Here is a 21,035-nt window from a genome sequence, read left to right as displayed (position 1 = left end):
TCGATGGCAGACAAGTAGTCACGCCCGGGTACGGTACCGGCCTTTGCTCCGCGATGCATCGTCACGGTCGAATCAACCGAATTCCGTAGGCGTTCACAGGCTGTTCACGAGTTCCCCGGGCGGCCCGGCGTTTCCGCGTCCGCGGCGCGCGCCACGCTCCGGCGACGGCGGCCGGTGCGGCCGCTCACAGCGCATTCAATGTGGTCAGGACCGCTTTCACCACGGGACGTGCCTCGGGGACCGGAGCGAGCGGATACACATGGAACAGACCGGGTTCGGCGACGAGACGCACGCGCGCGCCGCCACGTTCGGCGAACGCGCGCGCGTCGGGGTACAGAATGTCGTGCGTGCCCACGAAGAGATCCGTTTCCGGTAGCCCGTCCACCGGACCGTTGATCGGGCTCAGTTCCGGCAGCCCGAGGTCGTCCCCGCCGGCCCAGACGCGTCCCGCCTCGAGCAGGCCGGGCCGCGCCAGCCACGGGTCGTCCGCCTGCACCCGGTCGATCTCCGGCGCGGACAGGCGCATATCGAGACACGGCGCGAACAGGATCAGCCGCGCCGGGCCGGGCAGCCCGGCATCCGGCAGTGCCTGGGCGAGCAGCAACGCCAGGGTGCCACCGGCGGAATCCCCGGCGAGCAGCACCCGCCCGGGATCCACCGCACCGATCACCTCCCGGTACACCGCGAGCAGATACGGCCGAGCCGATCGGTAGGTGTACCGCGGCGCCAGCGGATAGATCGGCACCTCGACCCGATGCCCGGCTGTGACGAGCCGATCGACGAACCGCCAGTGCCACCAGCTGATCTCCCGGAAGAAGCTACCGCCGTGCAGATAGACGACGACTTTCCCGGACTCCGGCGCCGTCCGGGGAGTCACGCGATAGCAGGGAAATCCGTCGACGAGGCGTTCTTCGACCCGGTGCCGCCGCCGCAACCGCCGCGGCGGAGTGTGGGTGCCGGCGGGTTCGGCCATGGCGGCCCGCGCCTTCGCGGCGGTCGCCATACCGCGTTTGCGGGTGACCCGCAGAAACATCGACAGCGCCCGGGCGCGGCGACTGACCATGATGTCTACTCCCTCCGTATCCGCCCCGGTGGACGAAACCGGACCGGCCCCGGCTCTCCGGAGCATATTCCGGCGCGGGCCCGCTATTCTCACCCACGTATGCGACGACAGGTCATATCGGTATCGGGCGCACTACATCTGCCCGTCGTGCCGGATATCGCAGCAGCGCTGAAATCGCGGGCCCGGGGCGGGTCCGCGCTCGGCCGTACGGTACGGTGCCCCCGTTGTGGAAACGAAATGTACTGCGCCGGAACGGACTTCGCCCCAGTCTGGCGAAACGACCGCACCACCTGGTCGGTGGTCGCCGCAGTACTGAGCGCCGGGACGCGATACGACAGCTGCGGCTGCGGCCGGGAGCCGAAGTTCCGTCCGGGCACCCGCGCCGAGCTCCGCCGTGAAGAGGCGGCGCGGCACGTGCTACCACCGGCCGGCATCCGGTCCCGCCGCGACCCGTGGCACGCATCCCCCCGCTGCCGGCGGGCCTCACGGGCCGGAAACGCCGGTGCTCACCCGCTTCCGCGGCGGATGAGCACCGGGGTTCACTTCTTGGCGCGCTTCTCCCGGACCCGGACCGAGATCCGCACCGGCGACCCGGCAAAACCGAACTCCTCGCGCAGCCGCCGCTCCAGGAACCGGCGATAGCCCGCCTCCAGGAACCCGGTGGTGAACAGGACGAAGGTCGGCGGCCTGGTAGTCGCCTGGGTGGCGAACAATACGCGGGGCAGCCGACCGCCGCGCATGGGCGGCGGTGTCGCGGCGACCACCTCTTTCAACCAGGTGTTCAGACGGCCGGTCGAAATCCGTTTGTCCCAGGATTCCAGCGCGGTCTCCATGGCCGGGACGAGCTTCTGCACCGCTCGGCCCGTCTGCGCGGAGATATTGACCCGCTGCGCCCACGGCACCCGCACCAGATCGCGATCGACCTCACGCTCGAGTTGCAGGCGGCGGTCCTCGTCCACCAGATCCCATTTGTTGAACGCCAGCACCAGAGCTCGCCCGGAGTCCGCGACCAGGCTGATCACCCGCAGGTCCTGTTCGGTGATGGGCTGCGCGGCGTCGATCAGCATGATCGCCACCTCGGAGGCCTCCAGCGCCGATTTGGTGCGCAACGAGGCGTAGTACTCGGTACCGCTGGCGTTGGCGACCTTCCGCCGCAACCCGGCGGTATCGACGAAACGCCAGACCTTGCCGCCCAGTTCCACCAGTGAATCCACCGGGTCGACGGTGGTGCCGGCGATATCGTGCACCACCGACCGCTCGTCACCGCTCAGTTTGTTCAGCAGGCTCGACTTACCGACGTTCGGTTTCCCGACCAGCGCCACCCGGCGTGGCCCGCCGCCGGGCCCGCCGAGTTCCCGCGGGGTCTCCGGCAGCACATCGAGCACATCGTCGAGCAGATCACCGGTGCCGCGGCCGTGCGCGGCGGAAACCATGCGCGGCTCCCCGAGCCCCAGCGACCACAGGGCGGCCGCGTCGGCCTCCAGGCGCTGGTCGTCGACCTTGTTGGCGACCAGGATGACCGGTGTCTTCGCCCGCCGCAGCACCTTGACCGCGGCCTCGTCGGTGGCGGTCGCGCCGACCACCGCGTCGACCACCAGCACAATGGCATCGGCGGTGCGCATGGCGAGTTCCGCCTGCCGAGCCACCGACTGCTGCAGGCCCTTGGCATCGGGTTCCCAGCCACCGGTGTCCTGCACCCAGAAGCGGCGGCCCGCCCAGTTGGCCTCGTAGGACACCCGGTCCCGGGTCACCCCGGGCACATCCTCGACCACGGCTTCGCGGCGGCCCAGAATGCGGTTGACCAGCGTCGATTTACCGACGTTCGGGCGGCCGACCACGGCCAGGGTGGGCATCGGCACATGATCGGCGGCTTCGCCGTCACCGGCGATATCGGTGAGCTCCCACTCCGATTCGTCGCTCCAGACGCCGTCGCCGGCGAGTACGTCACTCACGGTGTCCCCGCTCATCCGGCAACTCCCCGGCTGCGCGCCGCGGCACGATCCCGCGGCCGGTCCAACTGCCGGCCGACCTCGCGGTACAGCTCCTCGATGGTCTCGTCCATGGTCAGTTCGCTGGTGTCGACCTGCACCGCGTCCTCGGCCCGCCGCAGCGGCGACACCGCACGCGTCGAATCGAGGCGGTCACGGCGCTCTACATCGGCGAGGACCCCGGCGTAGTCGTCCCCGCGGCCCTCGGCGATGTTCTGCTGATTACGCCGATGGGCGCGCGCCTGCGCGGACGCGGTCAGATAGATCTTGGCGTCGGCGTCGGGCAGGACGGTTGTACCGATATCCCGGCCCTCGACCACGATACGGCCCGCGCTCACCGCGATCTCGCGCTGCAGCGCCACCAGCTGCTCCCGCACCTCCGGCACCGCCGAGACCGCCGACACGGCCGCGGTGACCTCGGCTCCGCGGATCTCGCTACGCACATCGTCACCGTCGAGTTCGATCAGTTCCCGGTCGGGATCGGTGCCGATCCGCAACGGCATATCGGTGACCGTCGCGGCCACCGCGGCGGAATCCGCCGGGTCGACGCCCGCCCGCAGCACCTGCAGCGTGGCGACCCGGTACATGGCGCCGGTATCGAGGTAGCGGGCCGAAAGCCGTACCGCCAGCCGCCGCGACACACTGGACTTACCGGTCCCCGAAGGACCGTCCATCGCGACGACCAGGGACCGGTCGCGGGCCGGATCCACGACGACCCCCACCGGAGCTTCCACACCGTTCACAAAGACACCGCCTCGTAGAGTTTGCCGATTTCATCGCGCCCCAGCACGCGCAGCGTGCCCGGACGTTGGTCGTTCAGGACGACCGGGCCGATATGGGTGCGGACGAGCCTGGTCACCGGATGCCCGACCGCGTCCAGCAGCCGCCGCACGATATGTTTGCGCCCCTCGTGCAACACCACCTTCACCAGCGAACGTCCCTCGTCGACCTCGAGCACCTGGAAGCGGTCCACCTTGGCCGGTCCGTCGTCGAGCTCCACGCCCTCGCGCAGGATCTTGCCGATCGAACGGTGCACTTCGCCCTGCACGGTCGCCAGGTAGGTCTTGGACACCTCGAAGGAGGGGTGCATCAGCCGGTGCGCCAGATCGCCGTCATTGGTGAGCAGCAGCAACCCTTCGGTATCGGCGTCCAACCGGCCGACATGGAACAGCCGTTGCCCGGCCGCGACCCGCTCGGCGACGATATCGCCGACACAGGGCCGGCCCAGATCGTCGGACATGGTGGACTGCCAGCCCTTGGGCTTGTTCAGGGCCAGGTGCACGAGTTCCTCGCGCACCACCACCCGGGTCCCGTCCACCCGCACCACGGCGTTCTCCGGGTCGATGCGCAGACCCTGTTCGCGCACGATGATGCCGTCGACCTCGACGCGCCCCTGCTCGATCATCTCCTCGGCGGCCCGGCGGGAGGCCACCCCGGCCTTGGCCAGCACCTTCTGCAGGCGTTCGCCTTCTCCCCACGGCAACTTCACGTGACCGGATTCACCCGGTTCCACATGCTGATGCCGGGCCGGTTTCGCATTGTTCAGCTGCGGGGCGCTGCTCCCGGAACGAGCGCTCTGTGCCCGACGGGCCGTACCGCCGGCCGGGCGGCCACCGGTCCGCGATCCGGCGGCGCCACTGCGGCCCGCCGCGGTCGAGCCGCCCCGGCCCGTCCCCGCGGAACCACCGCGGCCCGCGGATCCGGCCCGGGACGATCCCGCGGGGCCGCCGCGACCGGTCCCGGCCGCACCCGCGCGGCCCGGTGTCGCGAAACCACCGCGACCGCCACCGGTGCGGGCACCGCGTCCGCCGGCCGGCGATTCCGCACCCGCGGCACGCCCGGAGCGCGGCAGCTGGTCGCTGCGGGCCCCCCGTTCGGTACTGCGCGGTCCTCCGGTGCGGGCGGTGCGAGGCGTATCACCGCCACCGCGGCGAGCATCCCCCGTCCGGGGGGCGCCGCGGCCGCGACCGGCCTGGTCGCCACTTTTCTTACGATCCGGTATGCCGTCTCGGCGAGCGGGTGTCTTCACGTTTTCCTGTCAATCCTCGGCGCCGAGGTTCAGATCTTCCTCGGCGGGTTTTCGCAGCCTGGTGTAGCGGGGGTCCGTCTCCAGACTGTCGTTGATCTCATCGATCAGGTCCACCCCCGGCAGCAGGGGCGCCAATGGCGGCAGATCGCTCAGCGACGCCAAACCGATCCGTTCCAGGAACAGTTCGGTGGTGCCGTACAGCGTGCCGTTGGTTTCCGGGTCGGTGCCCGCCTCGGTGATCAACCCCCTGGCCAGCAGGGTGCGCATCACACCGTCGACGTTGACACCGCGCACCGCGCTGACCCGGGCCCGGGTCACCGGCTGACGGTATGCCACCACCGCCAGCGTCTCCAGAGCCGCCCTGGTCAACTTCGACCGGGCGCCGTCGAGCAACATACGCTCCACATACGGTGCGTACTCGCTGCGAGTATAGAAGCGCCACCCGTCCCCGGCGAAACGCAGATCGATTCCGCTACGCCGGGCGGCCAGTTCCGCCGACATCTCCCGCAGGGCGCGTTCCACCCGCTGCGGGGTCTCCGCCAGCGCGGCGGCCAGCTGCTCCACCGGCGCGGGAGTGTCCACCACGAGCAGCAGCGCCTCGAGTGCCGCCCGGAATTCGTCGTCGTCCAGCGGCTCGGGCGCGATATCGGTCACAGCCTCGGTCATGCTCCGTCCTCCACGTACGCGCGAGAGCCCGAGATGGTCACGTCACGCTCCCGCCTTCCGGTCCCGGCCCATCCGTGCTCTATTCGCCGCGGATGTGTGCGGGATCCCGCCCGGCCGTGCCACACGCCCGCCTTCGGGCCCGGCTCGCTCATCCGTAGTCCTCTTCTATGGTCACCGGCGCGGCACCGCCGTCCACGTCGTCACCTATCCAGCGCACCGCCAATGGCCCCAGCGGATCGGGCTGGTCGAACTCGATCGTCTTACCCCGATACAGCTCGAGCAAAGCCAGGAACCGCGCCACGATCTGGATCGGCGCCGCGCAATCGGCCACCAACTCGGCGAACGTGGTCCATACCCCCACGCCGCGTGCGCGCAGCCGCTCCAGCACGAGCGTCGCCTGCTCCGCCACCGATATCGCGTGCGCGTGCAGATGGTCGAGGCCCACGGTCGGCACCGGCCGCGGCCGGAACGCCGCCGCCGCGATCTCGGCGAACCCGGCTGCCTCCACCCCGAGGGTGACCTCCGGCAGCAGGCTCGCGAACCGCTCCTCCAAGCCGACACTGCGCGGATACCGGCGCAACGCGGCCGCCTCCAGTTCCCCGAGCAGCTCGGCGACCTGCTTGAACGCCCGGTATTGCAGCAGCCGGGCGAACAGCAGATCCCGGGCCTCGAGCAACTCCAGATCGTCGGGATCGGTCACCTCGCCAGACGGCAGCAGCCGAGCCGCCTTCAGATCGAGCAGGGTCGCCGCGACCACCAGGAACTCGGTGGTCTGATCCAGGATCTTGTCCGTGCGCAGCGAACTGCCCGGCTGGTTCAATCCGGCGGTCAACGCTTTGGTGTAGGCGATGAATTCGTCGGTGACCTTGTGCAGCGCCACCTCGGTCACATCGAGACGGCGTTGCGAGATCAACTGGAGCAGCAGGTCGAACGGGCCTTCGAAATTGCTCAACCGCAGATGGAAACCCGACTTCTCCGCTGCCGGCCCCGCCGGATCCGCGGGCGCGGCGGATTCGCTGATCGTCGACGATGCCGGCCGGGACGGCCCGCTCACCGACCGGACCGGTGGATGACTTCCCGTGCCATCGCCCGATACGCTTCGGCGCCACTGGATTTCGGCGCCCAGGTGGTGATCGGTTCACCGGCGACGCTGGCATCCGGGAACCGGACCGTCCGCGCGATCGCGGTGTCGTAGACCAGTTCCCCGAATACCTCCACCACCCGCGCCATCACCTGGCGGGAATGCAGCAACCGGGCATCGAACATGGTCACCACGATGCCGTACAGACTCAGCCGCGGGTTCAGCCGGTCCCGGACCTTCTCCACAGTGTCGTTGAGCAGGGCCAGCCCGCGCAACGAGAAGTACTCGCATTCCATCGGGATGATCACCCCGTCGGAGCAGGCGAGCGCATTCACGGTGAGCAGGCCCAGCGACGGCTGGCAGTCGATGAGGATGTAGTCGTAGCGGTCGCGGATCGGTTCCAGCGCACGGCCCAGCGACTGCTCGCGGCCGACCTCGTTCACCAACTGGATCTCGGCCGCCGACAGGTCGATATTGCTGGGCAGCAGATCCAGATTCTCGACCTTGGTCTGCATGAGCACGTCATCGGCGCTCACCGGCGCCCCGATGAGCAGATTGTGCACGGTCAGGTCCAGATCGTGGTGTGCCACACCCAGCCCCGCCGACAGCGCGCCCTGCGGATCGAGATCCACCAGCAGTACCCGGCGGCCGTATTCGGCCAGCGCCGCACCGAGATTGATGGTCGAGGTGGTCTTACCCACCCCGCCTTTCTGATTGCACATCGCCACGATGAGCGCATTGCCCTCGTGCGACGGCTCGGGCGGATCCGGGACCGCACGCCGGGGCCGGCCCGTCGGCCCGAGCGCGGCGTCGGCAGGAACGGGTTCGGGGCCCGCGCCCCACACAGACGCGGCGCGATCGTCGCTCTCGGCGCCCTTGGGCGAGTCCGCCGATCCGGCTGTCGTCACGATCCGCTGCTCCTTATATGTTCCTACCCGTCCGTCACCTCGTAGAGCGTAACGAGGCCGATCAAGGCACGGTCTCGCTTTCGCCACGGTCCGGCTAGTCCTAGACGCTACCGGTTGACCCCGCTCGAGCGCCGCGTGTATCCGCGGCGTGTTGGTGTTCACGGCGTGGCCTGCGGCGTCACGCCGAGCACACACCCGCTCACCGCGCCCGCGGGTGGGCCGTCGCCCAGACCTCGCGCAGCGTCCCCACCGTGACCAATGTGTAGATCTGGGTGGTGGTCACCGACGCGTGGCCCAGTAGTTCCTGGACGACCCGCACATCGGCGCCACCGTCGAGCAGATGGGTGGCGAACGAATGCCGCAGGGTGTGTGGGGACACCGTGGCGGTGATCCCGGCGTGCTCGGCGGCGCGTTGGAGCACCTGCCAGGCGCTCTGCCGGGACAACCGTCCGCCGCGCACGTTCAGGAACACCGCGGCCGCCGCGCCGGGTATATACCGGCGGGCGCGGGCCGCGAGGGCGGGCCGGCCCCGCACCAGGTAGGCGTCCACCGCGGCCAGCGCGGGGCGGCCGATCGGCACGATCCGCTGTTTACCGCCCTTACCGCGCAGGGCGACCGCCCGGTCGTCGAGGTCGAGGTCGTCGATATCGAGTCCGACGGTCTCCGAGATCCGCGCGCCGGTGGAGTACAGCAGTTCCAGCAGCGCCCGGTCACGCAGCCCCCGCGCCGCGGCTTCCCCCCCGGTCCCGGCGCCGGCATCCGCCGCGTCCAGCAGCCGCAACACCTGATCCACCGGGAGCGCTTTGGGCAGCCGCTGGCCCACCATCGGTGGTTTGACGGCATGCGCGACATCGGCGCCGGTCAGCCCTTCGGCGGCCGCGAACCGGTGCAGCCCCCGCACCGCGATCAGGGCCCGTGCCACCGAGCCCGGCGCCAGCGGGGGATGCGGCGCGTCGCCGGCCCGCAGAGCCACCGCGAACTCAGTGATATCGCGCTCCACGACGGAGGCCAGGTCGGTGCGGCCGCGTGCACTCAGAAACTCCCGGTAGCGGGACAGATCCCGGCGGTACGCGGAGAGGGTGCTGCGCGCGGCACCCCGCTCCACGGCCAGATGGTCCAGGAAGATATCGACCTCCCGCACCGGCGGCCCCCGGTCAGTCCGCGTCCCGCTGCGCGGCCTGGCGGCGCAGCAGTGCGTCCGGCTGCCCCGGCCACGGCGCGTCGGCCGGCCGCAGCGGCAGGCCGGCGGCCTCGGCCGCGCTCAACGCCAGCAGACCGGCGACGGCGGTGGCGTTCACGATCGTCCCGGCCAGCGCCGCGCGGACCGCCTCGGCGACCGGCATACGCACCAGCTCGAGGTCGGCCTCCTCGTGTTCGGGGTCCGGTCGTTCGGTCTCACCGAGCCCGCGCGCCAGATACACCCGCAATGCCTCGTCGGTGAAACCCGGCGACAGCGCGACATCCACCAGCACCGACCAGTCCCGGGCGGCCAGCCCGGTCTCCTCGGCGAGTTCGCGGCGCGCGGCCTCCAGCGGATCCTCGCCCTGGATATCGATCAGGCCCGCCGGGAGTTCGAGCAGCCGCTCCCCGAGGGGGTGGCGGTACTGGCGGATCAGCACCACCCGGCCGTCGTCGTCGACCGCGACCACGGCCACCGCACCGTGATGTTCGACGACCTCGCGTTCCACGACCCGCCCGTCCGGCATCTCCACCCGGTCCACCCGCAGCGCCAGAATCGCACCCGAGTACACGACCCGGCTGTCGACCGTCGCGAAGGCGTGGCTGCCGGGCGCCGGGTTCGCCGGGGTCACGACACCCGCTCGGAGGTACCGGCCAGTTCTTCTTCGCCGGGGATATCGACCGGCAGCCGTTCGGCCAGTTTGTACCGCAACGCGGCGGCGATCAGCTCGGAGAACAGCGGATGCGGCCGGGTCGGCCGGCTCTTCAGCTCCGGATGGGCCTGGGTGCCGACGAAGAAGGGATGGATATCGGCAGGCAGTTCGACGAACTCCACCAGATGCCCGTCCGGAGACGTACCGCTGAACCGCAGCCCGCCGGCGGCGATCTTGTCGCGGTAGGCGTTGTTCACCTCGTAGCGGTGCCGGTGCCGTTCGGAGACCTCGGTGGCCTGGTAGGCCCGGGCCACCACCGAACCCTTCTCCAGGACCGCCGGGTAGGCACCCAGCCGCATGGTGCCACCCAGATCGGCCTCCCCGGCCACGGCCTGTTCCTGGTCGGCCATGGTGGAGATCACCGGGTGCTCGGTCTCCGGTTCGAACTCGGCGGAGTTGGCGTCGGTCAGGCCCACCGACCGTGCGGCCTCGATGACCATGCACTGCAGGCCCAGGCACAGCCCGAGCAGCGGCAGCCCCCGGGTACGGGCGTAATGGATGGCGCCGACCTTGCCCTCGATCCCCCGGATCCCGAATCCGCCGGGAATGAGGACCGCGTCCACATCGCGCAGGGCGGCCTGCGCGCCGGCCGGGGTCGCGCAGTCGTCGGACTGTACCCAGCGCAGGCTCACCTTTGCCCGGTGCGCGAAACCACCGGCCCGCAGCGCCTCGGTGACCGACAGGTAGGCGTCGGGCAGGTCCACGTACTTGCCGACCAGCGCGACCTCCACCGTCTCCCGCGGCGCGTGGACGCGGTCGAGAAGATCACCCCAGATCGTCCAGTCCACATCCCGGAACGGCAGCCCGAGTTTGCGCACGACGTAGGCATCGAGGGCCTCCCGGTGCAGCACCTTGGGGATGTCGTAGATCGACGGCGCGTCAGGGGTGGAGATACAGGCGTCGGCGTCCACGTCGCACATCAGCGCGATCTTGTTCTTCAGGCCGGCCGGTACCTCGCGGTCACAGCGCAGGATGAGCGCGTCGGGCTGGATACCGATACTGCGCAGCGCGGCCACCGAGTGCTGGGTGGGTTTGGTCTTGAGCTCGCCCGAGGGGGCCAGGTACGGAACCAGCGAGACGTGCAGGAAGAAGACATTGTCGCGGCCGATATCGTGGCGGATCTGCCGGGCCGCTTCGAGGAACGGCTGCGATTCGATGTCTCCTACCGTGCCGCCGATCTCGGTGATCACCACATCCGGTTCCTGCCCTTGCAGGTCCGGCCCGCGCATGGCCAGGATGCGCGCCTTGATCTCGTCGGTGATGTGCGGGATGACCTGCACGGTATCGCCGAGATATTCGCCGCGCCGCTCCTTGGCGATCACCGACGAGTACACCTGACCGGTGGTCACGTTGGCGTCCCGGGAAAGTTCCCGGTCGAGGAAACGTTCGTAGTGCCCCACATCGAGGTCGGTCTCGGCCCCGTCCTCGGTCACGAACACCTCGCCGTGCTGGAACGGATTCATGGTGCCGGGATCGACGTTCAGATAGGGGTCGAGTTTCTGCATGGTGACCCGTAGCCCCCGCGCGGTCAGCAACTGACCGAGACTGGAGGCGGTGAGACCCTTGCCGAGTGAGGAGGCGACGCCGCCGCTGACGAAAATATGCTTGGTGGCTGCCCGCGCCTGAATCCGTGTATGACCCACGGGTCTTCACGGTAACACGAAACCCGGGCGACGATCGAGCGCCACCCCCGGTTAACCACCCGATCGCCGCATCGGCGGCGGAATCGGGATGATGGGCCGAGCGAAAATCGACCACCCCCGCCCCGGGGACACCACCGGCCACTTCTCTCACAGTTCGGCGCACAGTCGTCGCGGCACCGCCCGCCCCACACGATGCTGTGTGATTGCGCGGACCGCCTCATATCCGGGCGTCGGCCGCGGTGCTCAGCTCGCCCCGGGCCGGCTCAGCGTCTCCCGAACCCACAGATCGGCGCGGTGCAGCAGATCCTGCACCGGCGCGAGCACCTCACTCCCGTGGCCGGCGGCCAGCACCGCCACGATCAGCACGACGAGCGCGGCCAGCACCATCAGCGCCATGAGCGCCCCGGACACCCGGCTCCGGTACAGCGTGGCCACCGCGGTCGCGTCCATGAGCGCGCCCCCGACCTTCAGGCGCGTGAGAAATGTCGCGGGGTTGCTGTCCTGGCGGCACCGGTCGAAGAATTCCTCCAGGGACGCGGGCGCGCCCGCCGTGACGATGAGCGCGGCGCCGCGGTGGTGCGCGAGCAGCAACGCCAGATCCGCGGGCGTCCCGGAGCACGGAAAGGTGATCGCGCCGATCCCCAGCTCCTTGACCCGGTCCAGGCCCTCCGCATAACCGTCCAGTTCCGCCGGCACGATCAACTCGGCGCTACCGGTGAGGATTTTCGCGGGGAGCTGCTCGGGGTTCGCGACGATCAGATCCAGCCGGTAGCCCGCGCGCCGGACGGTCTCGGCGCCCTGTCCCACCCCGATCATGACCGGGGCGTACTCCTTGATGAAGGGTTTGAGCTTCTTCAGGTCCTCGGCATGCCCGGGCCCGTCCCCGACCACCACCACCTGGCGGCCGTTCAGGTCCAGGTCCGGTTCGGGCACCCCGATACCGTCCATGAGCAGCGATGATTCGGTCCGGATGAAATCGAGAGTGCCGCCGGCGAAGGCTTCGAGATGACCGGCGAGACCGTTGCGCGCTTCCGATAGCCGGTCGGCCACCGCGGTTTCGTCGAGTTCGAGGCATTCGACCAGCACCTCGGGTTCCCGGCGGGTGAGGCGGTCGGCGTAGACGACCCCGTTCTCGATCCGCACCTTCGCGCCGTCCTTGATCCGACCGAAGGCGTCGGAGGTGACCGTGTCCAGCAGCAGCACGCCGCCGGCCACCAGGAGTTCGGGACCCGGATTGGGATAGCGCCCGGAGATCGACAGCGAGTTGTTCACCACCGCCGCCACCCCGGCCGCGAGCAACTGATCCGCGGTGACCTGGTCCAGGTCCATTTCGTCGAGGACCGCGATATCACCGGGTTCCACCCGTTCGAGTAGCCGCCGGGTATCGCGGTCGACCCGGGCGGTGCCGGTTCGGCCGGGCAACGTCTCCGGATTCTTCGACAGCAGCGCCAGCATCCTCATGCAGTGATAATCGCCGCAAACCCTCAACCATTGGTGGAGACACGCCGCGAGTCGATACTCAACGGCTATCGACCGGTTATCGGGAGCTCCGCGCGGCGTAGCGACGGACGAAATCCACTGCCGTGCGCCGTAAGCTGCCCGGAACAGCTACACGAAGAGGAGTCTCCATGGCCAGCACCACCGTCGATACCGTGATCGCCGCCCCGCGCGCGACCGTGTACCGGCTGTTCGCCGACCGCGAGAGCATTGATCCGTTCCTCGCGGTGAACGTCACGCTCGTCACACCGGGCACCACCGAACGAGAGGGCGTCGGCGCCCGGCACAAGATCGGTATCGGCCCGGTCGGGGTGGTCGAGGAGATCACCGCGCTGATACCGAACGAGCGGATGGAGTACAAGATCGTCAAAGGCGCCCCGGTGAAAAGTCATACCGGCGTCATCACCTTCGCCGACGCCGACAACGGCACCCGGGTCACCTACACGATGACCTCCGACCCCTCGCTCCCCGTGCCGGCCAAAGTGCTCGAGATCGGCCTCAAAGGCCTGATCAACCAGTTCATCTCCGCCGCGCGCAAAGCTGTCGACTGACCTGCCGGCACGAAACCGGAGCCGGGTGGCCGCGCCGGGTGAGATACCCGGCCGGCGACCGGCCCCCTCCGGCACCGGTACCGATCAGCGTCCCGGGTGTCGCACGACGGGTCAGTATGCCGCCATCCGCTCGGCGCGGGCGGTGTTCAGCAGCTCCCAGGCATGCGCGCGACCGGTCTCGGTATCGTCGAGCCCGGCCAGCATGCGGGCCAGCTCCACGATCCGCTCGTCCTGGGTCAGCGCCCGGACCCCCGAATTCACGGCACCCTCGCCGTCATCGGATTTGTTGACCACCAGATGGGTATCGGCGAATGCCGCCACCTGCGCCAGATGCGTCACCACAATGACCTGATGGGTACGTGCCAGCCGGGCCAGCCGCCGCCCGATCTCCACCGCCGCCCGGCCGCCGACACCCGCGTCCACCTCGTCGAACACCATGGTCGCCCCGTGCTCGGCACCGGCCAGCACCACCTCCAGGGCCAGCATCACCCGCGAGAGCTCACCACCGGACGCGCTCTTGCTCAACGGCAGCGACTGCGCACCGGAATGCGCGGCCAGCCGGAACTCCACCTCGTCCACCCCGGCCGGACCGGCGTGCAGTTCGACACCGTCGACCAGCAGCGGCGCGGAATCCTGCGCACCGGCAGGCAACGGCCGCACCTCGACCTCCAGCCGCGCCTTGCCCATGGCGAGCCCGCTCAGCTCCTCGGTCACCGCCGCCGCCAGATCACCCGCGGCGGCAGTGCGCGCCTGCGACAGTTTCACCGCCGCGGCCCGCACCCGATCCGCCCCCGCCTCGACCTCGGCGGTCAGCGCCGCGAGGGTCTCCTCCGAGACATCCAGCGAGTCCAGCCGGGTCCGCGCCTCGTCCGCCCACGCGATCACCCCGTCGATATCGGGTGCGTATTTACGGGTCAGCGATTTCAACTCCGCCTGCCGCGACAGCATGGATTCCAGCGCCCCGGGGTCCGACGGCAGACCCGACAGATAGCCGCTCAGCTCGGTGGTCAGATCCACCACCACCGCGATCGCCTCCGCCAGCCGCGGCGACAGCGCCGCCAGCGCCGGATCCTCGGCGCCCTCCACCCGGGAGCGGGCCACGCCGAGCGCGTCCAGCGCCCCGACCCCTTCGCCGGGATTATCGGCCGGACCGGCGAGCGCCTCGTGCGCGGTCGCCGCCGCCTCCCGCAGCGAATCCAGGTCGCTGAGCCGCCTGATCTCCGCGACCAGGCGCTCGTCCTCCCCGGGCTCCGGTGCGACGGCGTCGATTTCGGCCAGCGACTGGGTCAGCCGCTCGGCCTCGGCCGCCATCTCCCGGCCGCGCGCGGTGCGTTCCAGCAGCGTCGTCCGGGCATCCAGCCAGGCACGGCGGTGTTCCACGTAGTCCCGCAGCAGCGGCCCCACCGTCGCGTCGGCGAACTGGTCCAGCGCGTGCAACTGCTGTTCGGGACGCTGTAATCGCAACTGGTCGTTCTGACCGTGCACGGTGAGCATCGGCGCGGTGAAATCGGCCAGCACCGAAGCCGGTACGCCACGGCCGCCCAGATGCGCCCGGGACCGCCCGTCGCTGCCGACGGTGCGGATCGCGATCACCGTACCGTCGTCGTCGGCAACGGCCGCCGCCGATTCCAGCACCCGTTCCGCTTCGGCGCGCGCCGACTCGTTCACCTCTTCCAGGGTGAACCGGCCCTCCACCACCGCGCGATTCGCGCCCAGCCGGACCCGCCCGGCATCGGCGCGCGCACCGCTCAGCAGGTGCAGGCTGGTGACCACCATCGTCTTGCCCGCTCCGGTTTCCCCGGTGAGCACAGTCAGCCCTTCGTGGAATTGCGCGGTGGCCGTCGAGATGACGCCCAGTCCGTCAATTCTTATCTCTGTCAGCACGTGTGCCCTCCGTTCGCCGCCGGCCCCGCCAACCCGTGACCGGCAGCTCGAACTTGCGCACCATCCGATCCGCGAACGGCGCGGAATCCAGCCGCACCCACCGCACCGGCTCGGCACCTCGGACCGCTTCGACCCGGCCGCCCCGCGGCAGTGCGAGGGTGCGCCTGCCATCCAGGAAAACTATCGCATCGTGGCCGGTGGCAACGGATTCGACCGCGATTCGTGAATCCGGGCTGGTGACCAGGGGCCGGGCGAACAGAGCGTGCGCGTTGCTCGGAATCACCAGCAGCGCTTCCAGTTCCGGCCACACCACCGGCCCACCCGCGGAGAAAGCATACGCCGTCGATCCGGTAGGGGTCGCGACAAGGATTCCGTCACAACCGTAGGAGGAGACCGGTCGCCCGTCGACTTCGAGTACCACTTCGAGAACACCCATCCGGGCCGCATTCTCGATACTGGCCTCGTTCAGCGCCCACCCCCGTTCGATGATCTCGTCGTCGAGCCGGACACTGACGTCCAGAGTCATCCGCCGTTCGACGCGGTAGTCGCGCCGGACGACCTGGGCGAGCGCCTCGTCCAGGTTCTCCGCCTCGGCCTCGGTGAGAAACCCGATCCGCCCCAGGTTGATGCCCAGCACCGGAACCGTCACCTGCCGGGCCAGTTCCGCGGCGCGCAGCAGGGTGCCGTCACCGCCGAGCGCCAGCACCATCTCGCAACCCCGCGCCGCCTCGGGTTCGTGGGCGACCACCTGCACCGGATATCCGCAGGGGTCGGCGATCGGTTCGGCATCGGCGTCGAATCGAGTGCTGTAGGCCTCGTCGGCCAGCACCCGCAACCCGATTCCGGCTTCCGCGCAGATCTTCGCGACCCGATGCGCCGTCTCGCTGATCTCGGCCCGTCCGGGATGGGAGACCAGCAGGATCTCCCGCGGCCGGGGTGCCTCCGTGTTCACTGTGGCCCCTCCTCGACTGCCCGCCGCACCAGTTCCCCCACCTCGTCGATGGTGTAGCTCGCCGAGTCGTCCCGGCACAGCCACAGAAAGTATTCGACATTGCCGGACGGACCGGGCAACGGACTGGCCACCACACCCCGGGTCTGCAACCCGAGCTCCGCGGCAGCGGCGGCGACCGAACACACCGCGTCGGCCCGCAGCTGCGGATCCCGCACCACCCCGCCGGATCCGACCCGATCCTTGCCGACCTCGAACTGCGGTTTCACCATCGGCAGCAGATCGGCGCCCGGCAGCACGCAACCCGCCAGCGCGGGCAGTACCAACGTCAGCGCGATGAACGACAGATCGGCGACCACCAGCTCCACCGGCCCGCCGATATCGTCGACGGTCAGGCTCCGCACATTGGTCCGGTCGTGCACCCGCACCCGGTCGTCGGTACGCAACCGCCACACCAGCTGGCCGTAGCCCACATCGACCGCGACCACCTCGCGCGCGTCCCGGCTCAGCAGCACATCGGTGAAACCGCCGGTCGACGCCCCGGCGTCGAGGCAGCGCCGACCCGCGACCGACAGACCCCGCGTTTCGAACACCTCCAGCGCACCCAGCAGTTTGTGCGCCCCACGCGAGGCCCAGGCGACCTCGTCGACCTGTTCCTTGACCACCAGTGGGGTACCGGTCTCCACCGCGGTCGCCGGTTTCACCGCCACCGTGCCGTTGATCAGCACCCGCCCGGCGCCGATCAACTCCACCGCGTGTTCCCGTGACCGCGCCAGACCACGGCGGACCAGTTCCGCGTCCACCCGCGCCCGCCTGGCCACCTCAGATCTTGTCCACCGTGGCCAGCGCCTGTACCAGCACTTCGTGTGCCTGGTCCAGGATATGCGCACGGCGGGCCAGATCGGTGCCGACGGAATCGTCCCCGGTCGCGCCTCCGGTATCCGGCACCGGCCCGAGTTCGGCGAGCAGGTCGCGGACCTCGGCGCGGATCCGGTCCGGATCGGCGGGTTCACCGTGCCCGGCGGCCCCGGGCAGATGCCGGCCGGGCAGCGGCCCGGAGCGGGCGGTGCCGGGAGTGTTCGGGCGAGGGGTCGGGGTAGTCATCGTGAGCTCAACGCTATCGGATTTCCGAACGGGGCGCGCGCACCGTCAGCGCCCGGCCAGGGTGTGCCCGCAGCTGCGCGCGCACCTCTTCCGGGGCGACAAGGCCCGGCACCGGCGGCTGCCGCAGGGCGTCCAGACTGTCGGCGACATAGGTCGGCAGGTCCGCCTCCGGCAGACCGATGAGTTCGTCGGCGGTACTGACCCCGGTCAGTACGAGCAGCGAATCCAGATCCACGGCTTGCGCACCGGAGATATCGGTGTCGAGCCGGTCGCCCACGACCAGGGCCGCGCGTGTCTCCGCCCGGATCAGCGCGTCTTCGAGCAGCGGTGGATACGGCTTGCCGGCCACCACGGGTTCCAGATCGGTGGCGGCCCGCAGCGCCGCGACCATCGCGCCGTTACCCGGCGCGAGTCCGCGCTCGTTCGGCAGCGTCCGATCGGTATTGGCCGCCACCCACAGCGCCCCCGCCCGCAACGCGTAGGCCGCCTCGGCCAGGTCCGGCCAGGCCGTCTGTGGCGAATGTCCCTGGACGACCGCCGCCACCGTCTCCGTCGCCCGGCGTACCGGTTGCAGACCGGACGTCTTGATCTCCGCCGCCAGGTCGTCGGAACCGACGACCAGCACCTCGGCGCCGGGCGCCAGCCGCTCGGCGAGTAACCGGCTCGCCGCCTGCGCGCTGGTCACCACATTCGCCTCCGTCGCCGGATATCCCAGCTCGGCCAGATGGGCCGCCACACTGCCGGCCGCCCGGCTCGCGTTGTTGGTGACATACACCGATCGCTGGGTCCCGCCCGCCAGCGCCTCGGGCGCACCGTCGATCACATCGGCGCCCCGGTAGAGGGTTCCGTCCAGATCCAGCAGCAGCGCCTCGTACCTGTCCCGCAACCGTGTCTCACTCGCTTCCCGCACACCCGGACCCTACGTCCTGTCCCCGACGCCCCGGACACCCAGCCGTCTCCCGTCGCCCACCCGGCACCCCGATGGACAGGCGACCGACGTCCTGGGCCGGGGAGCGCGGTGCGATATTCGCGCCCGGGCATCTTCGGATAGCCCTTACGCAGCAGTGGCAGGTATGGGTGGGTTGCCGCTACCCGCCTCGTTCCGCATCGTCCCACCGGCCTCGCGGCGCAGGAGGCCGTGATCGCCGGCCCGGGATCTCGCCCGGCGGGGCCGCTTCTGAGAGCGCGCTCCCGGTCACCGCGGAGGCGCCGAACGGGCCGCTGTGTTCTGCCGAATACCACGGCACATTCGAGAGACTCTCGATGCCGCGACCACGATCACCCCTCACGACCGTGAGCTTCTCATGTGTGCCGGGTCGACCCGGTGAACTCGAGGGCCGCCGCCGGGACTGCGCTCCGGCCGCAACGGAGCCAGGGCGCTACCGGCGTCCGGGCCAGTTACCGGCCATATCTCCACACCGCTGCTGGCAGGCTGCCATCCGCCGCCGGCCGCGGTGAACGCGATGTGCGGACGCCGATGAATTCCCATGCCGTGACCCGTCGGAACCGGAGAGAGGCCGACCTGCCGCGGCCGACCGACGACTGCTATCCAGGAGAACCGTGACTGCCGAACGCACAGCCGAACCAGAACTGCTCGAGATCGCCGAGACCCTCACCGCCGTGGTGCGCGGCCGGGTGGCGCCGGCGCAGACGATCTCGTTCTTCGACACCTCGTTCGGCATCCTCCCGCCGGCCCTCGCCGCGCAGGAGGCCCTGATCACCGGCCCGGCTCTCGCCCGGTGGGGAGCCGCTTCCGAGGAGGCCACGGAACTGGAGGTGGGGTTCCCCGTCGACCGGCGCATCAGCCTCGACGGCGACGTCGTCCCCGGTGTGCTCCCGGCCGGCCCGATCGCTCGTGTGGTGCATTATGGCGCGTTCGACACGCTGGGCGTCACCTGGGACCGCCTGCACGGCTGGATCACCGAACAGGGCCTGGTTCCGGGCGCCGACCGCTGGGAGGTCTACCTCACCGAACCGAACCCGGAGATGGACCCGGCCGATCTGCGAACCGAGCTCAACTGGTCGGTCACCCGGTCCTGACCGCCGCGGATCAGGCCTCGCCGGTCAGTTCGGCCGCACGCTCCTCGGCATCGGTTTCGCCGTCGAGGTCCGCGGCGGCCGCGTTGAAGAACCAGGTCTGTCCCTCATCGGTACGCCCGGCCGCGACCAGCGCGTCGGCGTAGGCATAGAACAGCCGCGCCGGACCCGAACCGGTGCGGGACGGGTCGAGGTCGGGAGTCTGCAGGGTCACCACGGCCTGGTCGTACTGGCCGAGGTCCATCCGCGCGCCCGCGACCACGATCCGCAGTTCGATCGCCTCGTCACCGGTCAGCGCGCGACCCTCGTCACTGCGACCGATCTCGATGGCGCGTTCGGGCCGGCCGAGACCACGTTCGCAGTCGGCCATCACCGCGAGCAAGCCGGACCCGCCCGCCATCCGCCGCGCCGCACGCAGCTCGGATAGGGCTTCGGCCCATTCTCCGGCGTGATAGGCGATAACGCCGGCGGTCTCCCGCACGACGGCGATCCGTCCGGCCCGTTGCCGCGCGGCCCGCGCATGGGCCAATGCCAGCTGCGGGTCGTCGTCGAGAACCTGCACCGCCATCGCCAGATGCCGGGCGACAGTTTCCGCATTGCCTTTGTCCAGACTCAGCAGATCGCGCCGGATCGAAGGATCGAGATCCCCGGCCTGGACCTCATCGGGCAGATCGGGCTCGTCGGGCCGCGGCGGGCGACGATCGGCCCCACGGCCCCCACCCTCACCGCCCCGGCGCCGGGGTCCGCCGGCGTCGCCACCGCGAGAAAATCCCGGACCGCTGCCGCTCTCCGCCGGCCCCACCCCGTCCCGGCGCGGCCGGTCGGCCCCACGGTCGGACCGGTCGGATCCACCGCGCCCACCGAAACGACGCTCATCACCCCCACGGTCGGACCGGTCGGATCCACCGCGCCCACCGAAACGACGCTCATCACCCCCACGGTCGGGCCGGTCGGATCCGCCCCGTCCACCGAAACGACGCTCATCGGCACCACGAGCGGACTGCTCGGACGGGCGGCCACCGCCCCGGCTGTCCCCGCGTCCGCCGCCGCGATTGTCCCGCCCTCGATCCGAATCACCGAAAGAAGCAGCGCCTCCCTGCGACCGGAAGTCCCCGCGCTCGCGCGTGCCGTACTCCCGCTTGTCACCGTCCGGACGCGACTGCGGTCGTGAACCACGGGAACGATTGTCCTCCCAATTCGACCGTGTCCCTTCACTCCGGAATCCTGACCGGTCGGCACCGCGGTCGCGCTGCCCCGGAGAGCCGGTCCGCTCTTCGCGGCCGGTTCGATCGGGCCGCTGCGGACCGCGTGGCCGGTCACCACCGAATTCGCTACCGCCGGACCCCGGCCGGTCACGTCCCGCGCCCCTGGCATCCGGTTCGCGGGTGCGGCGGGCATCGCCGCGATCGTCGTCTCGGCGGAATCCGCCCCGGCCACCCGAACGGCCGCCTTCTCCCGTACCTCCGGAATCGCCACCCGAGCGGCTGCCGTCAGCGGCGCCCTCGCCGCGCCGGAAGCCGGCGTCGGGTCCGGAAGAAGTGCGCCGGAACGGTTTCCGGCCATTGTTCTGTTCCGGCACGGCGGGTCCCTCTCTCGGTTACCAGACTGGATCAACGGATTGCGACGGCAATACGGTCGAACCGCCGACAATGGTGGATTGTGCTCACACCAAGTTTACGGGCCATATCACCGTAGGCAGAAACGCAGATAGGGGACCCACGAATGGGTCCCCTATCTTGAAAG

General features: G+C 70.1%; 18 protein-coding genes and 1 pseudogene. 2 read left to right on the top strand and 17 right to left on the bottom strand.

Annotated features, from left to right (window positions below; all coding sequences use genetic code 11):
• Nucleotides 1-184 precede the first annotated feature (184 nt).
• The 11 genes from NGR01S_RS09950 to steA all read right to left on the bottom strand — a co-directional run bounded on the left by NGR01S_RS09950 (nt 185) and on the right by steA (nt 12,731).
• The gene (locus NGR01S_RS09950) at nt 185-1,063 is read right to left on the bottom strand and encodes an alpha/beta hydrolase fold domain-containing protein (protein WP_063035902.1); all 879 of its coding nucleotides are present in this window, start codon (nt 1,061-1,063) and stop codon (nt 185-187) included.
• A gap of 539 nt (nt 1,064-1,602) precedes the next feature.
• Nucleotides 1,603-3,030 carry a ribosome biogenesis GTPase Der gene (gene der / locus NGR01S_RS09945; RefSeq protein ID WP_063035901.1) on the bottom strand — a complete coding sequence of 476 codons (1,428 nt, stop codon included), beginning with the start codon at nt 3,028-3,030 and terminating at the stop codon, nt 1,603-1,605.
• Complete coding sequence (gene cmk, locus NGR01S_RS09940) at nt 3,027-3,725, bottom strand: (d)CMP kinase (RefSeq protein ID WP_063036299.1); 699 nt, start codon at nt 3,723-3,725, stop codon at nt 3,027-3,029. The genes der and cmk overlap by 4 nt, the downstream gene beginning before the upstream one ends.
• Nucleotides 3,726-3,790: 65 nt before the next feature.
• Nucleotides 3,791-5,080 (bottom strand): pseudouridine synthase, encoded by a 1,290-nt coding sequence (locus NGR01S_RS30100; RefSeq protein ID WP_084480611.1) that lies wholly within the window; start codon nt 5,078-5,080, stop codon nt 3,791-3,793.
• 9 nt (nt 5,081-5,089) lie between these two features.
• Nucleotides 5,090-5,746, bottom strand: coding sequence for an SMC-Scp complex subunit ScpB (gene scpB / locus NGR01S_RS09930; RefSeq protein WP_063035900.1), 657 nt, complete (start codon nt 5,744-5,746; stop codon nt 5,090-5,092).
• Between the two features lie 148 nt (nt 5,747-5,894).
• Nucleotides 5,895-6,767: a segregation and condensation protein A gene (locus NGR01S_RS09925; protein ID WP_063036298.1), complete on the bottom strand. Its 873-nt coding sequence runs from the start codon at nt 6,765-6,767 to the stop codon at nt 5,895-5,897.
• Nucleotides 6,768-6,796: 29 nt separating this feature from the next.
• Nucleotides 6,797-7,672: a ParA family protein gene (locus NGR01S_RS09920; RefSeq protein WP_245664547.1), complete on the bottom strand. Its 876-nt coding sequence runs from the start codon at nt 7,670-7,672 to the stop codon at nt 6,797-6,799.
• Between the two features lie 262 nt (nt 7,673-7,934).
• A complete protein-coding gene (xerD, locus tag NGR01S_RS09915) occupies nt 7,935-8,876 on the bottom strand; it encodes a site-specific tyrosine recombinase XerD (RefSeq protein WP_063035898.1) in 942 nt (313 codons plus the stop codon).
• 13 nt (nt 8,877-8,889) lie between these two features.
• On the bottom strand, nt 8,890-9,546 hold the full coding sequence (locus tag NGR01S_RS09910; protein WP_063035897.1) for an NUDIX domain-containing protein: 657 nt from the start codon (nt 9,544-9,546) through the stop codon (nt 8,890-8,892).
• A complete protein-coding gene (gene pyrG, locus NGR01S_RS09905; protein ID WP_063035896.1) occupies nt 9,543-11,270 on the bottom strand; it encodes a CTP synthase in 1,728 nt (575 codons plus the stop codon). The genes NGR01S_RS09910 and pyrG overlap by 4 nt, the downstream gene beginning before the upstream one ends.
• 243 nt (nt 11,271-11,513) lie before the next feature.
• Nucleotides 11,514-12,731 carry a putative cytokinetic ring protein SteA gene (gene steA, locus NGR01S_RS09900; RefSeq protein ID WP_063035895.1) on the bottom strand — a complete coding sequence of 406 codons (1,218 nt, stop codon included), beginning with the start codon at nt 12,729-12,731 and terminating at the stop codon, nt 11,514-11,516.
• Nucleotides 12,732-12,898: 167 nt separating this feature from the next.
• On the opposite strand from steA, the gene NGR01S_RS09895 reads away from it, so the two are divergent.
• On the top strand, nt 12,899-13,318 hold the full coding sequence (locus NGR01S_RS09895; RefSeq protein ID WP_063035894.1) for an SRPBCC family protein: 420 nt from the start codon (nt 12,899-12,901) through the stop codon (nt 13,316-13,318).
• Nucleotides 13,319-13,429: 111 nt separating this feature from the next.
• Here the strand turns inward: NGR01S_RS09895 and recN are convergent, their stop codons facing one another.
• From recN to NGR01S_RS09870, 5 genes are read right to left on the bottom strand one after another with little or no spacing between them, the layout of a single operon-like run.
• Entirely contained in the window at nt 13,430-15,202 is a 1,773-nt protein-coding gene (recN, locus tag NGR01S_RS09890) for a DNA repair protein RecN (protein ID WP_063036297.1), read from the bottom strand.
• The gene (locus tag NGR01S_RS09885) at nt 15,180-16,154 is read right to left on the bottom strand and encodes an NAD kinase (RefSeq protein ID WP_063035893.1); all 975 of its coding nucleotides are present in this window, start codon (nt 16,152-16,154) and stop codon (nt 15,180-15,182) included. Before NGR01S_RS09885 ends, recN begins: the two co-directional genes overlap by 23 nt.
• Nucleotides 16,151-16,972, bottom strand: coding sequence for a TlyA family RNA methyltransferase (locus tag NGR01S_RS09880; protein ID WP_063035892.1), 822 nt, complete (start codon nt 16,970-16,972; stop codon nt 16,151-16,153). Before NGR01S_RS09880 ends, NGR01S_RS09885 begins: the two co-directional genes overlap by 4 nt.
• Nucleotide 16,973: 1 nt before the next feature.
• Nucleotides 16,974-17,255, bottom strand: coding sequence for a hypothetical protein (locus NGR01S_RS09875; RefSeq protein ID WP_063035891.1), 282 nt, complete (start codon nt 17,253-17,255; stop codon nt 16,974-16,976).
• A 13-nt stretch (nt 17,256-17,268) separates the two neighbouring features.
• Nucleotides 17,269-18,165 (bottom strand): HAD-IIA family hydrolase, encoded by an 897-nt coding sequence (locus NGR01S_RS09870; RefSeq protein WP_063035890.1) that lies wholly within the window; start codon nt 18,163-18,165, stop codon nt 17,269-17,271.
• A gap of 650 nt (nt 18,166-18,815) precedes the next feature.
• Between NGR01S_RS09870 and NGR01S_RS09865 the strand changes: the two genes are divergently transcribed.
• Nucleotides 18,816-19,295, top strand: coding sequence for a GyrI-like domain-containing protein (locus NGR01S_RS09865; protein WP_063035889.1), 480 nt, complete (start codon nt 18,816-18,818; stop codon nt 19,293-19,295).
• A 10-nt stretch (nt 19,296-19,305) separates the two neighbouring features.
• On the opposite strand, the pseudogene NGR01S_RS30095 reads toward NGR01S_RS09865, so the two are convergent.
• Nucleotides 19,306-20,226 (bottom strand): annotated as a pseudogene (locus tag NGR01S_RS30095) (tetratricopeptide repeat protein); the annotation flags it as partial.
• Between the last annotated feature and the right edge of the window lie 809 nt (nt 20,227-21,035).

The sequence above is a fragment of the Nocardia grenadensis NBRC 108939 genome (assembly GCF_001613445.1).
GTDB lineage: Bacteria > Actinomycetota > Actinomycetes > Mycobacteriales > Mycobacteriaceae > Nocardia > Nocardia grenadensis.
Note: the sequence above shows the minus strand (reverse complement) of the source record. Positions and strands in the feature narration are given on the sequence as shown.

What these genes read in the sequence shown, in the direction of transcription:
- NGR01S_RS09950 (WP_063035902.1), bottom strand. Translation starts at nt 1,063, where the DNA reads ATGGTCAGTCGCCGCGCCCGGGCGCTGTCGATGTTTCTGCGGGTCACC.
- NGR01S_RS09875 (WP_063035891.1), bottom strand. Translation starts at nt 17,255, where the DNA reads ATGACTACCCCGACCCCTCGCCCGAACACTCCCGGCACCGCCCGCTCC.
- steA (WP_063035895.1), bottom strand. Translation starts at nt 12,731, where the DNA reads ATGAGGATGCTGGCGCTGCTGTCGAAGAATCCGGAGACGTTGCCCGGC.
- der (WP_063035901.1), bottom strand. Translation starts at nt 3,030, where the DNA reads ATGAGCGGGGACACCGTGAGTGACGTACTCGCCGGCGACGGCGTCTGG.
- NGR01S_RS09895 (WP_063035894.1), top strand. Translation starts at nt 12,899, where the DNA reads ATGGCCAGCACCACCGTCGATACCGTGATCGCCGCCCCGCGCGCGACC.
- scpB (WP_063035900.1), bottom strand. Translation starts at nt 5,746, where the DNA reads ATGACCGAGGCTGTGACCGATATCGCGCCCGAGCCGCTGGACGACGAC.
- cmk (WP_063036299.1), bottom strand. Translation starts at nt 3,725, where the DNA reads ATGGACGGTCCTTCGGGGACCGGTAAGTCCAGTGTGTCGCGGCGGCTG.